Source organism: Rossellomorea vietnamensis NBRC 101237 (assembly GCF_001591825.1).
In the GTDB taxonomy this organism is placed as follows: Bacteria; Bacillota; Bacilli; order Bacillales; family Bacillaceae_B; genus Rossellomorea; species Rossellomorea vietnamensis.
Map to the genome: position 1 here is coordinate 19,554 of NZ_BCVQ01000035.1, position 22,316 is coordinate 41,869.

At 42.0% G+C, this 22,316-nt stretch carries 18 protein-coding genes and 2 riboswitches; all 18 genes read left to right on the top strand.

The window, feature by feature from the left end:
• Positions 1-30: 30 nt before the first annotated feature.
• Complete coding sequence (locus BVI01S_RS15960) at positions 31-1,344, top strand: hypothetical protein (RefSeq protein ID WP_061810888.1); 1,314 nt, start codon at positions 31-33, stop codon at positions 1,342-1,344.
• 72 nt (positions 1,345-1,416) lie between these two features.
• On the top strand, positions 1,417-2,217 hold the full coding sequence (locus BVI01S_RS15965) for a hypothetical protein (RefSeq protein ID WP_061810889.1): 801 nt from the start codon (positions 1,417-1,419) through the stop codon (positions 2,215-2,217).
• 11 nt (positions 2,218-2,228) lie between these two features.
• Positions 2,229-2,921: a hypothetical protein gene (locus BVI01S_RS15970; protein ID WP_061810890.1), complete on the top strand. Its 693-nt coding sequence runs from the start codon at positions 2,229-2,231 to the stop codon at positions 2,919-2,921.
• Positions 2,922-2,939: 18 nt separating this feature from the next.
• A complete protein-coding gene (locus BVI01S_RS15975; protein ID WP_061810891.1) occupies positions 2,940-3,347 on the top strand; it encodes a TadE/TadG family type IV pilus assembly protein in 408 nt (135 codons plus the stop codon).
• Positions 3,337-4,032 carry a Tad domain-containing protein gene (locus BVI01S_RS15980; protein ID WP_061810892.1) on the top strand — a complete coding sequence of 232 codons (696 nt, stop codon included), beginning with the start codon at positions 3,337-3,339 and terminating at the stop codon, positions 4,030-4,032. Before BVI01S_RS15975 ends, BVI01S_RS15980 begins: the two co-directional genes overlap by 11 nt.
• Before the next feature lie 20 nt (positions 4,033-4,052).
• Entirely contained in the window at positions 4,053-4,259 is a 207-nt protein-coding gene (locus BVI01S_RS15985; RefSeq protein WP_061810893.1) for a hypothetical protein, read from the top strand.
• Positions 4,260-4,550: 291 nt separating this feature from the next.
• Entirely contained in the window at positions 4,551-5,951 is a 1,401-nt protein-coding gene (locus BVI01S_RS15990) for a fibronectin type III domain-containing protein (RefSeq protein WP_061810894.1), read from the top strand.
• Between the two features lie 12 nt (positions 5,952-5,963).
• The gene (locus BVI01S_RS15995) at positions 5,964-6,245 is read left to right on the top strand and encodes a hypothetical protein (protein WP_061810895.1); all 282 of its coding nucleotides are present in this window, start codon (positions 5,964-5,966) and stop codon (positions 6,243-6,245) included.
• A 754-nt stretch (positions 6,246-6,999) separates the two neighbouring features.
• Positions 7,000-7,836: a hypothetical protein gene (locus BVI01S_RS16000; protein ID WP_061810896.1), complete on the top strand. Its 837-nt coding sequence runs from the start codon at positions 7,000-7,002 to the stop codon at positions 7,834-7,836.
• A 334-nt stretch (positions 7,837-8,170) separates the two neighbouring features.
• On the top strand, positions 8,171-9,640 hold the full coding sequence (locus BVI01S_RS16005) for a nicotinate phosphoribosyltransferase (RefSeq protein WP_061810897.1): 1,470 nt from the start codon (positions 8,171-8,173) through the stop codon (positions 9,638-9,640).
• Between the two features lie 71 nt (positions 9,641-9,711).
• A complete protein-coding gene (nadE, locus tag BVI01S_RS16010; protein ID WP_061810898.1) occupies positions 9,712-10,539 on the top strand; it encodes an NAD(+) synthase in 828 nt (275 codons plus the stop codon).
• Between the two features lie 227 nt (positions 10,540-10,766).
• Complete coding sequence (locus BVI01S_RS16015) at positions 10,767-11,723, top strand: AAA family ATPase (protein ID WP_034766072.1); 957 nt, start codon at positions 10,767-10,769, stop codon at positions 11,721-11,723.
• A complete protein-coding gene (locus BVI01S_RS16020) occupies positions 11,724-12,941 on the top strand; it encodes a DUF58 domain-containing protein (RefSeq protein ID WP_061810899.1) in 1,218 nt (405 codons plus the stop codon).
• Positions 12,938-15,142, top strand: a complete 2,205-nt coding sequence (locus tag BVI01S_RS16025) for a transglutaminase TgpA family protein (protein ID WP_061810900.1) — start codon at positions 12,938-12,940, stop codon at positions 15,140-15,142. The genes BVI01S_RS16020 and BVI01S_RS16025 overlap by 4 nt, the downstream gene beginning before the upstream one ends.
• 39 nt (positions 15,143-15,181) lie before the next feature.
• Positions 15,182-15,283, top strand: a riboswitch (purine riboswitch).
• A gap of 129 nt (positions 15,284-15,412) precedes the next feature.
• Positions 15,413-16,966, top strand: a complete 1,554-nt coding sequence (gene guaA, locus BVI01S_RS16030) for a glutamine-hydrolyzing GMP synthase (RefSeq protein WP_061810901.1) — start codon at positions 15,413-15,415, stop codon at positions 16,964-16,966.
• 177 nt (positions 16,967-17,143) lie between these two features.
• Positions 17,144-17,245: riboswitch (purine riboswitch) on the top strand.
• A gap of 109 nt (positions 17,246-17,354) precedes the next feature.
• Complete coding sequence (locus BVI01S_RS16035; RefSeq protein WP_034766080.1) at positions 17,355-18,689, top strand: NCS2 family permease; 1,335 nt, start codon at positions 17,355-17,357, stop codon at positions 18,687-18,689.
• Between the two features lie 216 nt (positions 18,690-18,905).
• Positions 18,906-19,748, top strand: coding sequence for a glucose PTS transporter transcription antiterminator GlcT (glcT, locus tag BVI01S_RS16040; protein WP_061810902.1), 843 nt, complete (start codon positions 18,906-18,908; stop codon positions 19,746-19,748).
• Positions 19,749-19,932: 184 nt separating this feature from the next.
• Entirely contained in the window at positions 19,933-21,996 is a 2,064-nt protein-coding gene (gene ptsG / locus BVI01S_RS16045) for a glucose-specific PTS transporter subunit IIBC (RefSeq protein ID WP_061810903.1), read from the top strand.
• The last annotated feature ends 320 nt before the right edge of the window (positions 21,997-22,316 follow it).

A 22,316-nucleotide genomic window follows, 5' to 3' on the forward strand; every position in this document is an offset into this window, starting at 1 on the left:
AAACCTTACACATAGAAAGGAAATGGAACGATGATAGAAAGACTGACCAAAAAGGTTTTTGTACTTTTGGCTCTACTCATCGTTCTTTTCCAATCATTTTCCTTGCCTATATACGCAAGTGCTACCATTAAGCCTTGGAACGGGAATCCATGGACAGGTGATTCGTGGGAAGGAAGCCCTTGGGACCCTCAGCAATTCAAGTGGGAAGGGAATCCCTGGGAAGGTAAGTCAACACAGGGAAATGATTGGGAAGGTAACGGTACTGAAGGTCAGGGAACAAATGGCCAAGGAACGAATGGACAATCCTGGGAAGGGTTTGATTGGTCTAACGCGCCCTGGTATATGGATCCTTGGGTAATGAACGGTTGGACGCCAAACGGGTTTCAGGGTAATGGAACAGACGGGAATCCATTTGTTGGGAATGGTACAAGCGGTAGTCCTTTTAACGGTAATCGAACGAATGGAAACCCATTTGTAGGCTATGATACGAACGGAAATCCTTTTGATGGAAATGGCACAATTGGCCGATCATTTGAAGGGGACCCCACAAATCCTCGTGGAGGGGAAACGGCTAGCTCATTTACTGGTGATCCCATGGATATTAAACTTCCGATGGGTTATGAAGTATTTAAATATTTGGGTAATGATGTCGTTGGTGGCCAGGTGAATATGATTGGCGATTTCATGGAAAATCCCAATAGTTACAGACCGAATGGTAGTTTTTTTTCCTCAATACTTCTTAACGGAGTAAAAGTAGGTCTTGGTGATAATAAATGGGTAGCTGGGTTATCAGACACTCACGATTCTGTTCTAAAAACTATTGATGCTGTTGATGCTGCTCATGATTATAGATTAATTAAAGCAGCTTCAAATCTGTCTGATACAGCTGATGGTTTAAGGGGGACAATAACAGCCACAGGTGGAACAAGTTCTGGTATACAAGGGCTTAAAATGATGGGTTCCATTTCTAAATTAAATGCAGTAGCAGCTGCTGTAGGAGCGGGATACTCTGCTTTTGAATTAGGATTCAATGGGGCTAAAGCATATGATGTACTCAATTCGGATGTTGCAGGGAATGTGAAAACTTCTGCAGTTGCTGAAGCCACTGGTAATCTTGGAGAATTATTGATGAATGCTGGAGTAGTGACTGCTGCATTTCCAGGTGGTCAAGCTGCTGGAGCCGTTATGGTTGTAGGAGGTGCAGCAATTTGGGGAGCGTCGAAAGTAACCAAGCTTGTTGCGGATAATTGGAGTGGGATTAAGAAATTTGCTAAACATCCTGTGAAAAACACAGCGAAAGCGATAGGAAAAGGTATAAGTAAGGTTAAGGGCTGGTTTAGTTAGGATGTAAAGGAGTAAGAGGAATTCCTCTTACTCCTTTAAGTAAATAATAAAGGTTTTGGAAGGTTGGTTAAAATGAATACAGAAATTCTCATACCTAAAGCAAATAAACATAAAAAAATCTTCGAAAGTGTCCTCATTAACCCATTTGGTTACATGGTTGATGAAACGTATTATTATTTATCAATCTATAAAAGAAATAATAAAGTTAAGGGGTACTCAGTTATTTCAGAAGAGGATTCTATAAAAAAAGATGCTCTTAAAGCGTTTGAGACACTTGTTCTTTACACAGCATATGCAAACAATTATTTCGCGATTGGAGAAAAAAGAGGCCAATTAAGTACAGATTTTTTCTTTAAACCGATAAATATAATCAATGATTATTTATTAAGTAATGATAATAATATATTGGCAAAAGGGAAAGATGTTTTATTGGAGTATGGTAATCTTCAGGAAGATTTAAAGAAAAGAGTTATTGATTTCTCGAATGATTACGACCATCGTATATTAAAAGAAAATATTATAACAGATCAAGATTATGAAAATTTAATTGAAATTCTCATACACGTTGATAGAGTCCAATATTTCCAATCTAAAACATTACTAGAAAACTTCGAGGACTTAAAACGAATGTTGAATGAGATGAAGAAAACAAATATATTCGGAAAACTTTCAAAAGAAAATAAAGATTTTTTAGAGGAGTTTTTAAAAGGTAAGAAAGAAGTTGAACAATCATTAAAAGAGTTTGAACAAGATAGAAAAGCAGATATTCTGACAGAAAATCACGATATTGATGAAATAAAGAAGACATATTATAAAAATGGATTTGAAAAATTGAACCGCTATAAAAAAGATCTACGCTACCCAAAACCCTGAGGTGAGATAATATGGATAAACCAATAAGACACACTTTCTCATTTATAGGGGAAAGGTTTGAAAAGATTTTAGTAATCATTCTATGTGTGCAATTACCGTTATTGTTATTGCATTCTCTTATTACAAATTATATCTATGCAGTTACTCCCAATGTAGGGACGATCTATTCTGTAGCGGATATTTATTATGCTCTATTTACCATTCTATTTTTTATTTACGCTCAAATTCCGTTTGTGAAATATACGTTCAACGAATTAGAAGGCAGGGAGAATTCTCTGCAAAACGCTTTATATACTTTTGTAGTAAAGGGCTTTCCTATTTTTCTCTTTGCTTGCCTGATTAGCATTCTATCAATAATAGGTTTTGCATTTTTTATTATTCCGGGGATTGTGATTATGGCTGTGTTCATCACGGCTCCAATCATTGCAATAGTAGACAACAAATCGGTATGGAAGTCTATTAAAGAAGCAGGTCTATTGTTTAAAAAGAAGTTCATTAAGATTATTCTGCTTCTATTACTATGGGGAATCATAGAGATGGTCGTAGGAATTGTTCTAAATGGGCTTATTTTAAATATTACTTCTTCATACGCGGCGATAGCAGGCGTGCAAATGATTACCAATATGATATTCTACCCTGTTTTTTTAGTGCTATTAACAACCTACACATTAAAGTGGAGAGCAGGATTACGCAAACTTGTGTAGTGAGGATGTGAGAAGGTTATGTTTAAGCTAAAAGAAAAATTGAAAAGTGAAGAAGGTTCCTCCACTATTGAATTCTTAGGGATCCTACCCTTTATCCTGCTGGTCGTTATGATTGCCTGGCAGCTTATCGTGAGCGTACAAGCCGTCGTGGTTGCTCAATCGGCAGCAAACGAAGCTGCAAAGGTGTATTCGATTACTGAAGATTCGGTTGAGGCGACGGAGGCTGCAAAAAAAATAGTTAATGCCGGGGGATCGTATTTAACCTTTTCAGGGGCATCAGGTATGGCTGATAAGGATTTTACCACGAGTGTTGATGTAGAGATTGATTTAGTATTTCTACCGAAGAATATCTTCCCTGGAGGGACAACTCCGTCTATATCGTTTACTTCTACAGCCTCTGGCAAGGTGATTAAAAATGAGAGCTAGAGTTAAAGTATATCTTCAGGAGGAACGAGGGAATGCAGCGCTCTTTATGATAGGGTTACTAAGTATCATGATGGTCCTGTTTGTTTTTGTTTTTAACCTGTCCAAGATATTTGCGGTGAAGGAAGAAGCGAATACAACTGCGCAGCAGGCAAGCTTAGCGGCTACTTCCGTCCTTTACGATCAATTGGACGAGGCTATTGAAGAATATGAGAAGGGAATTATCGGTACAGTAGATTCATATCCAGAATCTATCGGGCAGAAGATTGAAAAAAAGGAAATACAATTAAGATCTGATGCCGGGTACAATGATTATTCGGAAAATGAGATCAAGCTGGAAGCGATGGACATTGTTTTAACAGAGGAGTTACGTCATGGAATAGGTAAGGATAAGCTGGATGAAATTTTGGGAGAAGAAATTTACCAACAAACCTTACCTGACATGGTGTCTCAAGCTAAATCGACCATCATACAAAATGATGGGAATTTAACAGATGCCACCCTTACCATAAACAATGGACAAGTTTTTGTACATGCTTCAAACACCATGGAAGGAACCGCCTTCAAAGGTTTTTTTCAAGACATCAAGGAAGATCTGTTTCAAACCTCGGCTGGGCCCAAAGTGGACTTTATTGAAGAACTTTCAAACTTTCATAATAAAGAGGTAGAACGATCCCTTGATTATTAAATATGACTGGAGGAATAAAGATGTCCAAAAAAGAAAAGCGCTGGAGAAGGTTCTATTTATTCCTGATGATTTTCTTTTATGCGGTATACGTCCCGGTCTCAGTACTGGAATGGCTACTGGGTGATGGGGGTGTGCCCATTACGGCCGTAGTAGTAGGGATTGCTTTACCGTATATGAGGAAAAATCATCTTCATCAGATTCAGATGAAAGAAGGGACAAATGCTTGAAGGTTAATAATACCTTTCTAAATGAGTTCTTTATTGTTTTTTGATCAAACGTTTGTTTTATCCAATTATAATAAAATGATTTTCTTACCGCTATGTATTATCTATTAGCGGTTTTTTTATGCTCAATTTGATTATAAAAGTATATTTCCACATTCTAATCACCACTTAACGAAATGTGCATAAAATAAAGCATGTCCAACTATTACTTTATTACTATTTTCAGGGAAAGTGAGTAATGGAAACGGGATAAGCAATTGTAAACTTACGAGATATACTAAGGAGGCTGTGTCGATGGCAGTCAACGAATCGGATAATAATGGAAAGATCATCATTAATGACAAGGAAATTGTTGTTTATGATGACAGTGGAATTCAAGCGGAAGTTGATCAACTCAAAACCAGGTTGAACCAACTAGATCAAGAAAAGCATATTCATACAAATAAATCCATCTTAGATAAAATTGAACAAACGGGATCTGAGTCTTCCATAGACCTAAGTGAAATCTCAATCCATGAAACGGCTATTAATGATTTAACCACCTCAAGTCATTCCCATCCTAACAAACCCACTCTTGATCGATTAGGGATCTCCTCGTCCAACAAACTTACCATTGACGGTGAAGAACAAGTTAGTACTGAATATACCCATCCTGAATCACATCCGGCAAGTATGATAACGGAAGATGAAGATCATCGATTTGTGACGGATGATGAGAAGGGTAATTGGGATTCTAAAGCGGATGCTGCTCATAGTCATAGCCTGTCTGATCTACTGGATATCGAACTGTCCCCTAATCAATTAACGGATGGGGATATTTTGGTTTATACCCAGGGTAAGTGGCAAGGCGGTAAACAAAATGTTGGTGGAGGTTCTTTGAGATTAGAAGACTATTCTATAGACGAGCCTATTGGTTACGTCATTCCACTGGACGTCATTGAACTTCAAGCGATTAATAGTACGAAAAATTCTATAACACTCACTTGGAATCCTAACTTCAGGACGAACGATTCTTTAGAATATCTAGTATTTGTAGGGGATACTCTGGTAGGTACTACAACAGAAACATCATTCGAGATTACACAACTAACGAGTTCCACTGTATATTCACTCAGAGTCGTTACGAGAAATGAAATTAACCAGGAATCCAATGGTAGAACAATCGTTTCTAAGACTCAAGGTGATGTAGTTTTATCTCTAAGAGGAGGAAGCGACTATGTGGAAACACCTCAAATCACCTTTGACGCTATGGAAATACAATGCTCCCTCAATCCCAAAGTCAATTCCTGGAGTAACTATTTAATAGAGGGAGCAACATCAGGGGTGCAAATTTACACCCAGCACAATGGTGCAAGCTATCGTCGATCCGGGTGCGATTTATATGTGAATGGGAGATTTGAAGCGAGTACAAGTTATGCAATCATCCCTTCCGGACAATTCGTAACCGTTCGGATTGAAGGTGTAAATGAGGGTGAAATTACTGATCGTTTTAACTTATTCGCAAGTAAGAATAACACGACAACTATGCAGGGGTTATTATATCGCGTGAAACTTTATGCCAGAAACGGGCGGGGAGATTTAATCCTTAAATCTGATTTTGATTTTACGAATGAATCCACCAATCATTATGTAACGGATATACTAAATAATTCTCCTGCTCTAATTATACATGGAAGTTCTTTTATAGAGAATTAAATAGGGGTGATAATGTTGGATGGTAAAATAAAAAAATTGATAGATGAAGAAGGGACACTCACTTTTCCTATAACGGTAGCAGATTCAGTATTCATTAATAAAGATCAGAACCTTGCGGAGAAGTTATTCTCAGAAAGATATGGGCATGGAACGTATGTAATCGATCTAGAGCATTGGGGGATTCAAAAAGGTTTGCCACAGAAACCCTACTCTGAAGAAGATTACCATAAAGCTTATAACAATATTAAAGGCATTAACCGGGCATTAAAATATGCACATGGTAAAGAATATTAGAGAACTGACTCGGATCAGTTCTTTTTTTTGCAAACTAAAACATCTAAAGAAGGAATGACGGTTCTTGTGGTTTCATTCCATGAACTAAAAACAAAGTCCAAAAGACACTTATAGATTGAATTTTTTCCATTAATACGTTTCAAAAACCATTACAGTGGAAAATAAGATATGAAATATTTCCAAAATATTGAATTTTAGTACTTGATTCGTATTTCTGAGTGTCGTGATGGGGTTTACGGAGCAGCAATAGGTTTTTGGAGCGTTCGTTTGAGGATGGACGTATGCCAGATTAAAAGTTCAAGATGAATTCGAACAACATAAAACTAAGGGCAGGAGGGATTGGTCTCCATTTTATTCTCTAATGTGAGGACCAGTGATAAACCAAGTGCTATACCAATAGCGATTTTCCTTTATGTTGGTGCCTTATTCTTCCTGTTTATTGCTCCTATCCTTCTGATCACTCCTGAGAGGATGGAGGAATTAGAGGAGTGATTTAACAGTTGGGAAGCAGGATTCTTCTTTTTACCGTACCAATCATAATCGTAACCTTTTTGTTCAGTGCCCTTCCTGGGTTGGATACTCTACAATTTATTGCCAGTGGTGTTGTTTTATATGCACTAATTGTTATCGTGTTGGTAGCTTAAAGTGAAGGAACTGAAAATAAGGTATTTTTCAATCCAGAGCAATTGTCTGACTTTCAGCTTTACTCTTCTTTATGCACAGCCAATTAAAAACTTTCATGGGAGGATAATTCATGGGTGAATTGAACAGAAAGACAAAAAAAGCAATAAAAGAGAAGAAAAAATGGAATGAGCGTATAGAAGTTTCTCGTCATATTGCAGAATTTAATGGAGAATTATTTTACTATGTTCTATTCTTAAATTTGTTCGGGCTTCCTCAAGGGGCTGTAGCTGTTAGAAATGATGGTGATACGCCTGGAAGAGACATTGCAAAAAAAGTTGTTTTTAAAGTAAGTTCCTATAATAATATTATGCGATTTGCTGGTCAATCTAAAGATGGTATGAAAGATATTGTGAAACGTCCAATAAAAACAATGAAGACAGTTGAGAATCAGGTTAAAGAATATTTTGGTGAGGTAATTCCTGTGGAACACCCACTTCATAAAGAATTAACCTTGTTAATTGACTTGTGTAAAACTATGCAGGAGAACCAACCGAAATTTGTAAAAATGTTTAAAGAAATATGTGCGATTGCAGAGTCTCAAGAAATAAAAAAAGTTTTAACGGCAGAGACATTTGATAGGATACATGAAATCTTTATTGAATGGCATGTGCTTTTATATAAAGAGCAACGTATGCAACTGTTAAATTTCTATGATATTCCTTTAATCAAGAATCATGTAGACAAGAGTAACAAAGGGAAGAAATTAAATAAAACATTAGAAAATATGCATACAGAAAAAAGAAGAGAATCGTTTGTTAAGTTTTTAGAAGGCGTTATTCAAAAAGAAGTAGGGGATATTAATAATTTATCCTACTCTTCTGAAGATGTTGACTCTTTTAGACGCTTGAAGATCAAAGAAGGATATCAAATGTTTGAGTCAAATCTCGCCCCACAAATAAGGAACTAAGAAATTGAATTATGTATGACAAATTAATATTTAATTAATATCCTTTATAACTACCGCCATGGTAAATATGTTACTAACGACTTCTGGAATATTGATTTTTACATTCCTTTATTATATTAAGAGTTTAATGGCTGTACAAATTTGATAAATAGATTCAGATTAGTTATGTGTAGTCATAACTAAATTACCTTCTTCCACAAAGAATGTAAATTAAATAAACGTTCGTTTAAACCCATACCAAAACCAATCATTCGATATCCCACCCAATATTGGTTAAAATAGAAAAGACTCAAACATGCTCAACAATTGGCTATAGCTTAAAGGAGAGAAATAGATGACGAACCATGCAGATGATAGTTTAGCGTTGCATACAGATTTGTATCAGATAAATATGACGAAGGCGTATTGGGATGATGATTTCCATAATCGAAAGGCTGTTTTTGAAGTATTCTTTCGAAAGCTGCCTTTTGGCAATGGATATGCGGTATTTGCCGGTCTTGAACGGATCATTGAATATGTGAAAAAGTTTCATTTTTCGGAGAGTGACATTGAGTACCTTCGGGAGCTTGGGTATGAGGAGGCGTTTCTGGAATATCTGGCAGAGCTTCGCTTTACAGGTACAATCCGCTCCATGCAGGAAGGGGAGGTGGCGTTCGGGAATGTTCCACTTGTCCGTGTTGAGGCGCCTCTTGCTCAGGCGCAGTTACTCGAGACCGCGATCTTGAATATCGTGAACTACCAGACATTGATTGCGACGAAGGCGAACCGGATCAAGCAGGTGGTTCAGGATGAGGTTGTGATGGAGTTCGGGACAAGACGTGCCCATGAGCTGGATGCAGCTATTTGGGGAACCCGTGCTGCGTATATCGGCGGCTTTGATGCGACGAGTAATGTGCGGGCCGGGAAGTTATTTGGCATGCCGGTTTCCGGCACTCACGCCCATGCCATGGTCCAGGCTTACCGAGATGAGTATCAGGCGTTCCATAAGTATGCGGAAAGCCATAAGGATTGCGTGTTCTTAGTTGATACGTATGACACGTTGAAGTCCGGTGTGCCTACGGCGATTAGGGTAGCGAAGGAGCTCGGTGATAAGATTAACTTTAAGGGGATCCGCCTTGATAGCGGAGACATGGCGTATCAATCAAAGATCGCCCGCAAGATGCTGGATGATGCCGGTTTTACGGATACGAAGATCATCGCTTCCAATGACCTGGACGAGTATACGATCTTGAACTTAAAGGCTCAAGGTGCACAGATTGATGTATGGGGTGTCGGGACGAAGCTGATCACAGCGTACGATCAGCCTGCGCTAGGTGCCGTGTATAAGCTTGTGTCCATTGAAAATGAGTCAGGTGAAATGGAAGACACGATCAAGATTTCGAGCAATGCGGAGAAAGTTTCGACTCCTGGGATGAAAAGGGTTTACCGCATCGTCAATACGGTTAATCATAAATCAGAGGGCGAATATATTGCCTTGGATCATGAACACCCCGAAAGTCAGGAGCGGTTGAAGATGTTCCATCCCGTTCATACGTATATCAGTAAGTTCGTCACGAATTTTGAAGCGAGGGAGCTTCATGTGGATGTATACAAGGACGGAGAGCTTGTGTATGATACGCCTCCATTGGAAGACATGAGAAGTTTCGTGAATGAAAACCTTGAATTATTATGGGATGAGTACAAGCGTTCCATGAATCCGGAAGAGTACCCTGTGGATTTGAGTGAAGAGTGCTGGAACAATAAAATGGATCTGATTCATCGTGTAAAAGCCGAAGTGAAAGAAAAACATAGCGGAAATTGGTAAGTTTGCCTGGGATTGGGTATGATAAAAAGATATAATATGATGTAATAAAACCTAACATGGAGTGTGAAAACATGGATTCTCTTCAAAAACAAATCGTAGAAGAAATGATGGTGTCCCCGGAAATCAATCCGCAGGAAGAAATCCGTCGCAGCGTCGACTTTATGAAGGCTTACTTGAAGAAACATTCATTTATGAAAAGTCTGGTCCTTGGCATTTCAGGAGGTCAGGATTCCACTTTATTAGGAAAACTGGCTCAGATGGCCATTGATGAATTGAATCAGGAGTCCGATTCATCGGGTTATGCTTTTTATGCCGTCAGGCTTCCTTACGGGGAACAGGGGGATGCCCAGGATGCCATCGATGCCGTGGAGTTCATCAACCCGACCGTGTCGATGACGGTCAATGTCCGGCCCGCAGTCGATGCAAGCGTCGAAACGTTGAAGAAGAACGGCATCGAGCTTTCCGACTTTGTCAAAGGGAATGAAAAGGCACGTGAACGGATGAAGGTGCAATTTGCCATTGCCGCCATGAAAAATGGCGTGGTGCTCGGTACGGATCACTCTGCTGAAGCAGTCACCGGCTTCTACACCAAATACGGTGATGGAGCGGCAGATCTCGTTCCCCTTTTCCGCCTGAACAAGCGTCAAGGGAGAGCGCTTTTGATCGAGCTCGGCTGTCCGGAACACTTATATAATAAGAAGCCGACAGCGGACCTGGAAGAAGATCGTCCGTCGCTTCCAGACGAAGAAGCCCTTGGCGTCACGTATGATCAGTTGGATGATTACCTGGAAGGGAAAGAAGTACCCGCTGAAGCCAAGAAAACCATTGAAGGTCATTACCTGAAAACACAGCACAAACGTCATCTGCCGGTCACGGTGTTTGATGATTTTTGGAAATAGTCAAGTGGAAAAGCCGATTCTCGTATAATGGAGAATCGGCTTTTTTAATTGGATGGAAACAAGATGATGTCACAAAAAATGGAACTAACCATCCCCTCGAAGGCCTTCATATCCTACCAATGCCCCAAAAATTATCTACTAATTTCCCATTTTATAGAGGATTTTCGACTTTTTAAACGAAAGTAGTAATAGTTAAAGATGAGTTTGAATCATTCAGGAGGGGTACGATGTCACATGAAACGGTGAATCCAAAGTTACAAAGTATCATTGATAATATAGAGAAAGTCATGATTGGAAAGAGAAAAGTAGCGGAACTGAGCATCGTTTCCCTGCTAGCCGGGGGACATGTTTTGCTTGAAGACGTTCCGGGTGTAGGGAAGACGATGATGGTTCGCGCATTGGCTAAATCCGTTGGGGCGAGCTTTAAACGAATTCAGTTCACCCCGGACTTACTGCCGTCTGATGTGATCGGGGTATCGATTTATAACCCGAAAGAGATGGAATTTAATTTCAGACCTGGACCGATCATGGGGAACATCATTCTTGCGGATGAAATCAACCGTACGTCACCGAAGACACAGTCCGCTTTACTTGAAGGTATGGAAGAGAGCAGCGTGACGATTGACGGGATGACGCGAAAGCTCGATAAACCTTTCTTCGTTATGGCGACCCAGAATCCGATTGAATATGAAGGGACCTATCCGCTTCCGGAAGCTCAGCTTGACCGATTCCTTCTGAAAATGAAAATGGGTTATCCGGAACCAGAGGAGGAGATGGAGGTTCTTCACCGTGCCCAGCGGACTCCGCCGATCGATGAATTGGAGCCTGTTATGACCCTTGAGGAATTGAGGTATATCCAGGGGGATGTCAAGGAAGTATTGGTGGACGACACCATTAAGAAATACATTGTGGAGATTGCGAACCGTACGAGGATCCATGCGAATGTGTACCTGGGCGCGAGTCCCCGTGGATCGATTGCCCTGATGAAGGCTTGTCAGGCTTATGCCTATTTACGAGGAAGGGATTATGTAGTTCCCGACGATGTTCAATTCCTGGCGCCTTTCGTATTTTCTCACCGGATCATTATGAAGTCGGAAGCGAGATACGAAGGGATTACACCTGAAGAAGTGGTAGAGAGAGTCATGGCGCGAATACCGGTCCCGGTACAAAGGCTTGTGAGATAGATGAAGACGAAACTTCAATTTCTTAAACCGCTGGGGAAGTTTCTGCTCCTGCTTATTCTGATGGGTGTGACTTTTTCGTATGCGATGTTTCAAGGTGGGTTTGTAAGCTGGTTTCTGTTCTATAGTTTTTTGCCGTTTTCCCTTTATTCGGTTTTTGTGTTCTTATATCCGTTATCAGAGTTTTATGTGGAGCGGAGTTTTGAATCTGCTGAGTACAAGGCCGGGGATGAATTGAAGGTGACCATCACCCTGACGCGAAAGCTGCCATTTCCTCTGTTTTATTTGGTGTTGGAAGATGTGGTGACTGATTCTGTCTTTCATCAGTCCGGTTATCAGAAGGCGAAAGCAATGATTCATCCCGGCTTCAGAAGACGGATCAAGCTGACGTATTACATTGATGAGCTTCCCCGTGGAGAACACATCTTTTCTAATGTCAGGTTCAAAACAGGTGATTTTTTTGGTGTTTTTGAAAAGGAAGCCACTGTGGATTGTGTGGACAGGCTCCTCGTGTACCCGTCGATCGTCGATGTCCCTTATCGACCATTGGAGAATCGATATGACCAGGGGATGACGACTTCAAGTGTGAAGATCCAAAAAGATACGACAATGGCGACGGGTATCCGTGAGTATCAACCGGGAGACCGCTTCTCATGGATTCATTGGAAGACCTTTGCGAGGACCAATGAGCTGATGACGAAGGAGTTTGAGGAGCGCCAGTCCCATGACGTCCTCATTGTCCTCGACAGGGAGTCTTCGCAAGCGTTTGAAGCGATGGTGACCTTTACGGCATCGATAGTCAGGTCCATCGTCAAAAAAGGGGCTCAGGTCGGCCTTGTGTCAATTGGTGGAGATCATGTTTCATTTCCCATCCGTGGTGGCGATGAGCACTTGAGTCAGCTGAATTATCACTTGGCGAAAGTGAGGCAGGACAGCCCGTTTGCTCTGGGGAAAGTCCTGCAGGGGGCGGGATTGAACTATTCTCAATCAGCGGCGGTGCTATTTGTGACCTCGTCCGTCTCAAAAAAAATGATTATGAGCGTGAACGAATATGCGAAGAGGAACAGCTCTGTCGTCATCTTTTTGGTGAAGAGGGCAGGGGATTCGTACACCGCAGAAGAGAAATCGTTGAGAGCCTATGCCTCCTCCCGCGGCATTCGTTTGCAGGTATGCTTTGAAGGCGATTTCTCGTCAGCATTTCTGGAGGTGAAACGGGCATGAGGCAAGAAACAGCAAGCTCCTTTTTCAAGATTGTGACGTATTTCTTTGGATTCCTCCTTTTATGGGAGTGGCTAAAACCACTTAAAGTTGTGACGGACACAGCGAGTCTGACCTATTTCATTGTCTTTATCGCCTTGGCACTAGCCCTCTCATATTTCCGGATTCATTATGCTATCACCGCATGTGTGAAAATTCTTTTTATTCTGTACAGTCTGCATGGGTTGTATTACAGGGGCTCTTTCTTCTCTCCCAAGTGGTTCAGGGAGTTCAGTCATGATTTATGGGAGAATCTCGGGTTGACCCTCGGGCGTGAATGGCCAAGTTTGTCTTTTGAGTATAGAAGCTTGTTATTCTTTGTGCTTCTGTGGCTGATGACGTACTTGATTCATTACTGGATATCTGTCCGGAAAACAATCCTTTTGTTTTATGTAATGACGGTCACTTATGTGTGTTTGATTGATACTTTTACGGTATATGAAGGGGATAGCTCGATTATACGCGTCGTCATTTTCGGCTTTCTTCTCATGGGATTATTGGCCCTTGAAAGGCTGGTGCAAAAAGAAAAGCTCCTTGGTTCCAAGATGAGCCGCCATCGCTGGATCGTTCCTCTGACGGTGATGCTTACGATCAGTTCGGTTGTTGCGTTTGCAGCACCTAAAGCCGACCCGATCTGGCCGGATCCTGTCCCATATCTTCAATCCTTTTCTGAGGGTGCTGGTGGGAGTGGTGTCAACAAGATTGGCTACGATACAGATGATACGAAGCTTGGGGGCCCCTTTGTCGGTGATCCCACGGTCATTTTCAATGCAGAGGTGACGAGGGAGCATTACTGGAAAATTGAATCGAAGGATTTATATACGGGGAAAGGATGGGAGCAGTCCATTCCTGACGATCAAAAGGAACCACTCACGTTTGATTCGGGGAAAAAGGTTCCGATCCCTTCACCGGAATCCGATGAAGAGAGGGACCTGGAAAGTGAGAAGGTCATGGTCGAGCGTACCTATTCCCATGTCGCTTATCCTTACGGGGTCGAAACGATCAACGGGAATGAAAATGGATATTTCAGCTTCAATCCCATAGATGAAAAAGTGACGAGTTATAAAGAATCCGATGAAACCGTTAAGCTTGAAGAGTATGAGTTGTCCTACCGCTCGCCATCCTATTCCCAGAAAAAGATGAAGGCGGCCAATGAAGAACAGGAGATCATGCAGGTGCCTGAGTTTGTCGACCGCTACACCCAGCTGCCTGATACGACTCCTCAGCGCGTCAAGGACCTTGCCGTTGAGATCACCTCGGAAGAAGAGAATTGGTATGACAAAGTAAGGGCGATCGAGCAATATTTTTCAAAGGAAGCGTATGTATACGATCAGTTCGATGTACCGGTTCCTGAAGAGGAACAGGATTACGTGGATCAGTTCCTGTTTGAAACGCAGCGCGGATACTGCGATAACTTCTCTACTTCCATGGTCGTGCTGGTCCGCTCGCTCGGGATTCCGGCGAGATGGGCTAAAGGCTATACAGAAGGGGAATACAGCAGGCAGGTGGATTCGACCTATAAACTTTACGAAGTATCGAACAATAATGCCCATTCATGGGTAGAGGTGTTCTTCCCGGAAGTGGGCTGGGTTCCGTTTGAGCCTACTGTCGGTTTCAGCAACAATGTTTCTTATCAGTATGACCTTGATATACCCGATTCTGATGATAGTGAAGTCCCTGTTCCGGAGAAAAAGGAAGCACCGAAACAACCACTGCAGCCTGATGAAGATACCGCTTCTTCCGGTGATAGTTTTTCATTATCGAAGCTTTGGGATGACATTACGTCGTTCATTGCGGACAATTGGGGCAAGATCGTGATGGGAACCATTCTGCTGATCATCATTGCCATTGCATTATTCCTTGTAAGAAGACGCTGGATGCCGTATGTCCTGATTTTTTACTACCGCAGGAAGTCATCGGATGATGTATTCTCGGAGGCCTATCTGTCCCTCATGAAGCAATTGGAAAGATACGGATTGAAAATGGATGACGGTCAGACATTACGGGGATATTCGAGATACATCGATCAGTTCTTCGGTACCCGTGAAATGACCAGTTTGACCAATAATTATGAACGGATATTATACGGTCAGAGTCCTACATCAGAAGATTGGGCGAAGATGAGGGAATTATGGGAAAATTTAATTAAAAGGACAACCGGTTGACCAGGTTGATCACAAAGTATAAAATGATGTCAAATTCAAATAGCGTTCGTTAGCATCCTTCGTATATCCTCGATAATACGGTTCGAAAGTATCTACCCGGTCACCTTAAATGACTGGACTATGAAGGCAGTGTTCTTAGTTGACATCCGTGTATGCAAAAAACTAGAATTCTGCCTTTTTTTAAGGCGGAGTCTAGTTTTTTTTATATTTTTTTTGGAATGCTAACAACAATAGATGGTAGTAGGTAAATAAATTGAAGAGGTGAACTGAATGCTTGGTAAAGAAGAATTGCACAATCAGGAAATGATCGTCGTTTTGGACTTTGGAAGTCAATATAATCAGTTAATCACGCGAAGAATTCGTGAGTTTGGTGTTTACAGTGAGCTCCATCCGCATACAGTTACCCTTGAGGAAATCCAGGAAATGAATCCGACTGGGATCATCTTCTCCGGCGGTCCGAACAGTGTGTACGGTGAGGATTCATTCCGTTGCGATGAGCGCATCTTTGATCTTGATATTCCGATTCTCGGAATTTGTTACGGTATGCAGTTGATGACGATGCACTTTGGCGGAAAGGTAGAACGCGCGAAGCACCGTGAGTACGGGAAGGCAGCCATCAATATCGAGAAGCAGTCCAAGATATTCTCGAATCTTCCCGAAGAGCAAGTCGTATGGATGAGTCACGGGGATCTTGTTGTCGAAGCTCCTGCAGGATTCGATGTGAACGCAACAAATCCATCTTGCCCGATCGCTTCTATGAGTAATGAGGAAAAAGGGTTATATGCGGTACAATTCCACCCTGAAGTACGACACTCAGAACACGGAAACGAAATGCTGAAAAACTTCGTGTTTGAAGTGTGTGGATGCACAGGCGACTGGTCCATGGAGAACTTCATTGAAATGGAAATGGACAAGATCCGCCAAACAGTCGGTGATAAAAAAGTCCTTTGCGCTCTAAGCGGAGGAGTCGATTCTTCCGTTGTGGCTGTATTGATCCACAAAGCCATCGGCGACCAATTGACATGTATCTTCGTCGATCACGGACTCCTTCGTAAAGGCGAGGCTGACAGTGTCATGAAGACATTCGCTGACGGCTTTAATATGAACGTGATTAAAGTAGATGCCCAGGATCGTTTCTTGAATAAATTAAAAGGTGTATCCGATCCTGAGCAAAAACGTAAAATCATCGGAAATGAATTCATTTACGTATTCGATGATGAAGCGACAAAGCTTAAAGGTATTGAATACCTTGCACAAGGTACGTTATATACCGACATCATTGAGAGTGGTACGGCGACTGCGCAAACCATCAAGTCCCACCACAACGTCGGCGGACTTCCTGAAGATATGCAGTTCACCTTGATCGAGCCATTAAACACATTATTCAAGGATGAGGTGCGTGCATTAGGTTCCGAGCTTGGCATTCCGGATGAAATTGTGTGGCGCCAACCATTCCCGGGACCTGGTCTTGGTATCCGTGTGCTTGGTGAAATTTCTGAACAGAAGCTTGAAATCGTCCGTGAATCTGATTACATTCTTCGTGATGAAATCAAGAAAGCCGGACTTGATCGTGACATCTGGCAATATTTCACGGTCCTTCCCGATATTCGAAGTGTAGGTGTTATGGGAGACGCGAGAACATATGACTTTACAATCGGAATCCGTGCTGTGACTTCCATTGACGGTATGACGTCAGATTGGGCACGTATCCCATGGGACGTTCTCGAGAAAATCTCCACACGCATCGTGAACGAAGTCGATCATATCAACCGCGTGGTGTATGATGTGACGAGTAAGCCACCTGCAACGATTGAGTGGGAATAAATTGAGTATCTAAATCATTGACAGGCACTCTTCTGGGTCGAATCCATTCGACAAACGGAAGAATGCCTGTCGTTTTTTGTATTAAACGAACATTAAGGAGAGAAATATATAATAATGTTCGTATTTTGTATTGACGGACTGAAATCCCGTTGGTACAATAGTACTGTAATCATAAAAAACATAATAAAAGTATTACGTCGTATAATTTCGGGAATAGGGCCCGAGCGTTTCTACCAAGCTACCGTAAATGGCTTGACTACGAGGTGATGGATGAAAAGGACCGTACGCTGGTTCCTTCTTGATCTTGATCTTAACAGTCAAAGCCTTGAACTCTGGTAGTTCGAGGTTTTTTTATTTTCTACGGCGACTCTATAGGAGGAGTACAAGCATGAGGAATTTCTTTCAGTTTGACCAGTTAGGAACGAATTATAAAAGGGAGATCATCGGGGGATTGACCACCTTCCTATCGATGGCTTATATCTTAATCGTCAACCCGCTTACGTTGACCCTTCAATCCGTGCCGGATCTTCCCGACAGCATGAGAATGGATTATGGTGCAGTGTTCGTAGCGACAGCATTGGCCGCGGCCATCGGGTCGTTGATCATGGGGCTCATCGCCAAGTATCCGATTGCATTGGCACCGGGAATGGGCTTGAATGCCTTCTTCGCATACACTGTCGTATTAACAATGGGTGTACCTTGGCAATCGGCTTTGACGGGCGTCTTGATTTCAGGACTTATTTTCATCGCCTTGACACTGTCTGGCATCCGGGAAAAAATCATTAACTCGATTCCAGCAGAATTAAAATACGCTGTTGGAGCCGGAATCGGTTTATTCATTACCTTCATCGGTTTTCAAAATGCAGGCATCATCGTAAATAACGATGCCGTATTAGTCGGTCTGGGTGATTTGACAAAGGGAACTACGTTACTTGCCATCTTCGGAATTGTCATCACGGTCATTTTAATGACAAGAGGCGTCAAAGGCGGAATTTTCATTGGGATGGTCGTAACGGCCATCGTGGGAATGATCGCAGGACTGATTGATACACCGGAAAGAGTAGTGGATGCAGCACCAAGTCTTGCACCGACATTCGGAGCAGCACTTGAGCCTTTATTTAATGATGCAGGCAGTATATTTACCATCCAAATGCTTGTAGTCATCCTGACGTTCCTATTCGTCGATTTCTTTGATACAGCCGGTACACTGGTAGCGGTGGCCAACCAGGCTGGACTTATGAAAGACAATAAATTACCACGAGCCGGTAAAGCGTTGTTCGCGGATTCTTGTGCAACAGTAGTGGGAGCGATCCTGGGAACATCTACAACCACGTCTTACATCGAATCATCTGCAGGGGTTGCTGCGGGAGCAAGAACTGGATTCGCATCAGTTGTAACGGCTATCCTATTCCTGCTTTCGATTTTCTTCTTCCCATTACTGGCGGTCATCACATCGGCGGTGACGGCACCGGCCCTTATCATTGTAGGGGTACTGATGGTATCGTCATTAGGTGAAATCGATTGGAAGAAATTCGAAGTTGCTGTACCGGCATTCCTGACCATCGTTGCCATGCCGCTTACGTACAGTATTGCAACGGGTATCGCCATCGGATTCATTTTCTATCCGATTACGATGATCATGAAAGGTCGCGGAAAAGAAATTCATCCAATCATGTATTTCCTGTTTGTGATCTTTGTACTGTACTTTATCTTCCTGGTATAAAAATAGACAACCATCATCAGAAGCTGATCTCTTGCAGATCAGCTTCTTTTTGGTTTTTATCGGAGAAAGTGTAGAAAATAAATAAAGGGAATAGCAACAATGGTAGAGAAAGTAGTACTAAGGTAAGAAGTATCAATTGAAAAAAGGGTCAGTTTTCGTTAAAATCATGGAATCGGGTAGTGTCGAAAATGGTCGAATATATAGGGAGAATTGAGTATGTCTACTTTAAATGTAAAAAAAGCCTTAAACAATAACGTATTGATTGCCGTTCACGAGAGCTACGGAGAAGTCGTGCTGATCGGGAAGGGGATAGGGTTCAACCGGAAAAATGGTGATCCCATCCAAAATGATATAGCCGAAAAGATGTTTGTCCTAAAAGGGGAAAAAGAACAGGAGCAGTACAAAAACCTTCTTCCTTTTTTAAATGAGGATATGTCAAACGTCATTATCTCTGCCATTGAATTGATCAGGAAAAGAACCAATTCATTCCTTAACGAGCATATCCATATCGCCCTTACAGACCATATTCTATTTGCCATTAACCGATTGATGAGAGGGATGGAGATTCGGAATCCGTTCCTGGTGGAGACAAGAACGCTGTATCCATTTGAATATGAAATCGCGAGAGAAGTCGTCGGCATGATCAATGAAATGACTGATGTTCATCTTCCTGAAGGGGAAGTGGGATTCATCGCCCTTCATATTCACAGTGCCATGATGAACAAGGATCTTTCCGAGGTGAATCAGCATTCCCAGTTGATCAGTCGACTGATAGGGATGATCGAGCAACAGCTGGACGTTGAAATTAATAAAGAAAGCGTCGATTATATGAGGCTCATCCGTCATATTCGCTATACGATCGAGAGGGTTCTCAGGGGAGAAAGAGTAGAAGAACCAGAAAAAATTGCAAAACTGTTGAAAGAAGAATACCCTGTCTGCTATAATCTATCTTGGAAGCTGATTAAGATGATGCAGCAAACATTGCAGAAACCCGTGTACGATGCCGAGGCAGTATACCTCACAATGCATCTGCAGCGGATTCAAAATAAAGTGAATTAACGTACTTATCTTTTCTTACGTGTTACTGATTCGATCAGGCATGAGTAAAGAAGATAATTGAAGCGTGTATTTTGGGGTAGTCTATCCATATACGTTCATTATCCTCTTTTCTCATGCCTTTTTTTGTTTGGTTAGGCGCAATCATCTAATTAGTCGAAAATGAATATAAAGGGAGGAAACTCACATGTTTAAAAAGGCTTTTGGTGTACTACAAAAAGTCGGTAAAGCATTAATGCTTCCAGTTGCGATCTTACCAGCAGCCGGACTTTTACTAGCGTTTGGTAATGCCCTTCAAAATCCAACGCTTCTAGACATTGCTCCATTCCTTAACAACGGCGGCGTTGAAACCGTTGCCAGCGTAATGGAACAAGCGGGCGGAATTATCTTCGGAAACTTGGCACTGCTCTTCGCGGTCGGTGTTGCTATCGGTCTCGCCGGTGGAGAAGGGGTGGCCGGTTTAGCGGCTATCGTTGGTTTCCTCATCATGAACGTAACGATGGGTACGGTAGAAGGATTAGGTATTCCTGATGTTACGGGTGATAACGTAGATCCTGCATTTGCGTTGGTTCTCGGTATCCCAACCTTACAAACAGGTGTATTCGGCGGTATCATCGTCGGGATCCTGGCGGCGTCAATGTACAATCGTTTTTATCAAATCGAACTTCCTTCATACTTAGGATTCTTCGCAGGTAAACGATTTGTTCCAATTGCAACAGCGGCATCTTCCGTTGTACTAGGATTATTAATGCTATTGATTTGGCCACCGATTCAAGATGGTCTTAACACATTCTCTAACTTTATGCTTGGTGAAAACAGAGCACTAGCAGCATTTGTGTTCGGTGTAATCGAACGTTCACTTATTCCATTTGGGTTACACCACATTTTCTATGCTCCATTCTGGTTCGAATTTGGTTCTTACACATCTGCAGCGGGAGACGTTGTACGTGGTGACCAGGCAATCTTTATGAAACAAATTCAAGATGGTGTACAAGACCTGACGGCAGGTACGTTCATGACTGGTAAATTCCCGTTCATGATGTTCGGACTTCCGGCAGCGGCATTAGCGATCTACCATGAAGCGAAGCCTGAGCGTAAAGCGGTTGTAGGTGGAATCATGGCATCAGCAGCATTGACTTCATTCTTGACAGGTATCACAGAACCAATCGAATTCTCATTCTTATTCGTAGCACCAGTGCTATTTGGAATTCACACAATCTTTGCCGGTCTTTCATTCCTGACGATGCATCTATTAGATGTTAAAATCGGTATGACATTCTCCGGTGGTTTAATCGACTACGTCCTATTCGGACTGATCAACCCGCAAACAAATGCGTGGATCGTCATCCCGGTAGGTATCGTGTTTGCATTCATCTACTACTTCGGATTCCGTTTCGCTATCCGTAAGTTCAACCTTATGACTCCTGGTCGTGAGGACGTAGATGAAGATGACGCTCCTGCAAGTTCAGCGGGCGATCTTCCATACAACATCCTTGATGCAATGGGTGGACAAGAAAACATCGCTCATCTAGATGCATGTATCACGCGTCTACGTGTATCTGTCAACGACGTGAAACAAGTAGATAAAAACCGTCTGAAAAAACTGGGTGCTTCAGGTGTACTTGAAGTCGGAGATAACATCCAAGCGATCTTCGGACCAAAATCAGACACAATCAAATCACAAATGCAAGACATCATCCGCGGGAAAGCTCCACGCAGAGTAGAAACAAACGCAAACGAAGAAGTGGAGCAACAAATCGAAGAGGTGAATCCGGAAGCTCTTCAAACAGAACGCGACAACGAAAAATTCGTAGCTCCGATCACAGGTGAGATCAAAGACATCACAGAAGTTCCTGACCAAGTATTCTCAGGTAAGATGATGGGTGACGGTTTCGCGATCGTGCCGACTGAAGGAACAATCGTTTCTCCAATCACAGGTAAAGTCGTGAACGTATTCCCAACGAAGCATGCCATCGGACTTGAGTCCAAAGCAGGCCGTGAAGTCCTGATCCACGTGGGAATCGATACAGTGAAATTGGAAGGTAAAGGATTCGAAGCGCTAGTGAAAGAAGGGGACCAGGTAGAAGCCGGTCAACCATTACTAGAAGTGGATCTTGACTACATCAAGGCAAACGCACCATCCATCATGACACCGATTGTTTTCACAAACCTAAAAGAAGGTCAACAAGTGACAATCGAGAAGTCTGGTAACATTAACCGTAACGACGAAAACATCATTAAGATCGACTAATAGTCAAATGATAAACCGGCTCACCTGCCATCATGGAAGGTGAGCCGGTTTTGTTTTTGTTTATATATAGAAGATAGTGGTTGTTTTAAATAGAAGAATCACGAACTCATAGTAGGAGGGTGTGAAAGTTTTTAAATTAAATCTAGTAAATCTATTGACGAATATCTAATAGCTTGATATACTTTAAAAACCGTCGCAAGAGAGCAGCGGGTTACATAAACAACATTCAACGAGATCATAAAACATTTCAAAAAAGTTGTTGACAAACGCACTGAATTCTTGATATGATGGTCAAGTCGCTTCGAGAGAAGCAACGGAAC